The 3,607-nt window shown below is 73.7% G+C and carries 1 protein-coding gene; it reads left to right on the forward strand.

Annotation, left to right across the window (positions count from 1 at the left end; genetic code table 11):
• Nucleotides 1-3,607 (forward strand): SDR family NAD(P)-dependent oxidoreductase (locus tag ABT130_RS47200; protein ID WP_350966439.1); only part of this gene is annotated, 3,607 nt, incomplete at both ends.

Genomic DNA, 3,607 nt, shown 5'->3' on the forward strand with positions numbered 1-3,607 from the left:
TGGACGATGCCTGCGCGCTGGTCGCGGCCCGGGGCCGGCTGATGCAGCGCCTGCCCGAGGGCGGGGCGATGGTGTCGGTCCAGGCCGGGGAGGCGCAGGTCGAGCCGGTGCTGGAGGACGGGGTCGTCATCGCCGCGGTGAACGGCCCGTCGTCCGTCGTGATCGCCGGAACCGAGGACGCCGTCCTGCGCGTCGCCGCGCGCTTCGACAGGACCATCCGGCTGCGGGTGAGCCACGCGTTCCACTCGCCGCTGATGGAGCCGATGCTGGCGGAGTTCCGGCAGATCGCCGAGGGGCTGACCTTCCACGAGCCGAGGACGGCGATCGTCTCCACCGTGACCGGTGAGAGGGTCGACGCCGCCTACCTGTGCTCGGCGCAGTACTGGGTGGATCACGTCGTGCGTCCGGTGCGTTTCGCGGAGGCGATCCGTGCCGCCGGGGCGGCGGGGGCCAAGGTGTTCCTGGAACTCGGTCCGGATGGCGGGTTGTCGGCGCTCGTTCACCAGAACCTCTCGGTTCGCCAGGACTCGGACGAGCAGGTGGTCGCCTTCCCCGTTCTGCGTAAGGACCGCGGCGAGGAGGCCGCGGCGCTGGCGGCGGCCGCCCGGCTGTACGTGCACGGGATGACGGTGCGGTGGCCGGAGCTGTTCTCCGCCACGGCGGCTCGCCGGGTGGACCTGCCGACGTATGCCTTCCAGCGGGAGCGGTACTGGTCCGAACCTGCGGCGACCGTAGGCGATGTCACCTCCGCCGGGCTGGACCGGCCGCGGCACCCGCTGCTCGGCGCGGCCGTGGAGCTGCCCGACACCGGTGGATTCCTGTTCACCGCTCTGGTCTCGACGGCGGCGCATCCATGGTTGTGCGACCACGTGGTGGCCGGACAGGTGCTGTTGCCCGGCACGGCCTTCGTCGAGCTGGCCGTGCGGGCGGGCGCTGAGGTCGGTTGCGGCCTGGTGGAGGAGCTCACGCTCACCGCGCCGCTCGTGCTGCCCGAGCGGGGCGGTGTCCAGTTGCAGGTGGCGCTCGGCGCCGCCACCGACGGCGGTGGCCGGACGATCGGCGTGTACTCCCGGCCGGCGGACGAGCCGGACGTGCCGTGGGTCCGGCACGCCACCGGTGTGCTCACCCCCGGCGTGCCGGGCGTCCCCGACCCCGGCATGGACGAGTGGCCGCGCGCGGACGCCGTCGCGGTGGACCTCGACGGCTTCTACGAGCGGCGGGCGCGGGTGGGCTTCTCCTACGGCCCCGCGTTCCAGGGAGTGCGCGCCGCCTGGCGCACCGGCCGGGAGGTGTTCGCCGAGGTCGCCCTGCCCGAGGACCTCGCGGCCGACGCGGGCTCGTACGGGCTGCACCCGGCCCTGCTCGACGCCGCGCTGCACGTGGCGTCCCTCGCCGGGCTCGACGAGGCGGGCGGTGGACTGCTGCCGTTCGCCTGGAGCGGGGTGTCCCTGCACGCCTCCGGCGCCTCAAGGCTCCGGGTCCGGGTGAGCGGGGCCGGTACGGACGCGGTCACGCTGGTCGTGGCCGATGCCCAGGGCGGCCTGGTCGCCTCGGTACGCTCCCTCGCGCTCCGGCCGAATGATCCGCAGCGTACGGCGCGCACCGGCGGTGGACCGCTGCTGCGGCTGGACTGGCCGCTCGCACCGGAATCCGGGAGCGGGGATCGTCCGGCCAGGCGCTGGTCGGTGCTCGGCTCCGACGAATGGGGTCTGGTCGCCGCCCTGCGCGCGGCCGGGCAGGTGGCGGACCTGACGGGTGAGCCGGACCCGGCCGCGGACGTGACGCTCATGCCGGTCTCGGTGCCGGCCGGGGACGACGTTCCGGCCGCCGTGCGGTCGGTGACCTCGGCGGTCCTGGCCCGGCTGCGGGAGAGCGGGCGCGACGAGCACGCCGACGGCCCGGTGATCTTTGTGACTCGCGGGGCGGTGGCCACCGATGCCGAGACCGTGCCCGACCCCGTCGCGGCGACGGTCTGGGGCCTGGTGCGCTCGGCGCAGGTGGAGAACCCGGGGCGGTTCGTCCTGCTTGATGTTGATGTCGAGCAGGTAAGCGGTGAGACGCTGGTCGCGGCGCTCGATTCCGCGGAGCCGCAGATCGCGATACGCGATGGCCTGCCCCGGGTGCCGCGGCTCATCGGAGTCGACGATGGAGTCGACGATGACCGTGCTGCCTCGCCGGCACCGACCACCTTCCGGGATACCGATGGCACCGTGCTCGTCACCGGCGGTCTGGGCGGGATCGGCGCGCTCGTCGCCCGCCACCTGGTGACCGAGCACGGCGTACGTCACCTGATGCTGGTCGGCCGTCGCGGCCCGGACACCGAGGGCGCCGCGGAACTGGTGGCGGAGCTGACCGCCCAGGGCGCCGAGGTCACGGCCGTCGCCTGCGACGTGTCCGACCGCGATGCCCTGGCCGAGCTGATCGCCGCAATCGCCCCGCGGCACCCGCTCACCGGGGTGGTACACGCCGCCGGCGTGCTCGACGACGGGCCGGTCGGCGCGCTGACACCCGAGCGGATCGACGCCGTGCTGCGGCCGAAGGCGGACGGCGCCTGGCACTTGCACGAGCTCACCCGCGACCTTGACCTGACCGCGTTCGTGGTGTTCTCCTCGGTGTTCGCGATGCTCGGCAACGGCGGCCAGGCGAGCTACACCGCGGCCAACGCCTTCCTCGACGCCCTGGTACGGCAGCGCGCCGCTCAGGGGCTGGCGGGCCTGTCGATCGGGTGGGGGCCGTGGCAGCAGGACACCGGGATGACCAGCGCCCTCACCGAGACCGACATGCGGCGCATGGCCCGGGCCGGGCTGCGACCACTGTCCGCCGAGCAGGGACTCGCCTTCCTCGACGCCGCCATGACGAGCCGGGAGCCGGTGGTGGTGGCGGCGCGGCTGGACCGGGCCGCACTACGGGCACAAAGTCGCATCCCGGTGCTCTTCCGCGCTCTGGTGCCCGCCCCCATGCGACAGGCGGCCGCCACCTCCGCCACCTCCGGCGCACTGGGTGCCTTGTCGGGAGAAGCACTCGGCGAGGCGGTGTCCACGCTGGTGCTCGGGCAGGTGGCCGCCGTGCTGGGGCATGCTTCGGCGAACGCGATCTCACCGGACATGACCTTCCAGGACCTCGGTCTTGACTCCCTCACCTCGGTGGAGCTGCGTAACCGGCTGATCGAGGCGACCGGTATCCGGCTGCCCGCCACGCTGGTGTTCGATCAGCCCACCCCGGTGGCGGTGACCGGTTTCATCCGCGGGCAACTCGACGGCGCCGAGGCGACCTCCGCGCCGCCCCTGCCCGTGCCCGTCACGACCCCGCTCAGCGGGGACCCGATCGTCATCGTCGGCATGGCCTGCCGGTATCCGGGCGGCGTCACCTCCCCGGAGCAGTTGTGGGAGCTGGTCACCGAGGGCAGGGACGCCATCTCGGACTTCCCGGCCGACCGAGGCTGGGAGCTTTCGGAGGCGTCCTTCGCCCGTGCGGGCGGCTTCCTGTATGACGCGGCCGAGTTCGACCCGCGCTTCTTCGGGATCTCGCCGCGCGAGGCGCTGGCGACCGACGTCCAGCAGCGGCTGCTGCTGGAGACCTCCTGGGAGGCCGTCGAACGGGCGGGCAT

Origin of the sequence: Streptosporangium sp. NPDC001681 (genome assembly GCF_040298085.1) — a bacterium.
Lineage (GTDB): Bacteria > Actinomycetota > Actinomycetes > Streptosporangiales > Streptosporangiaceae > Streptosporangium.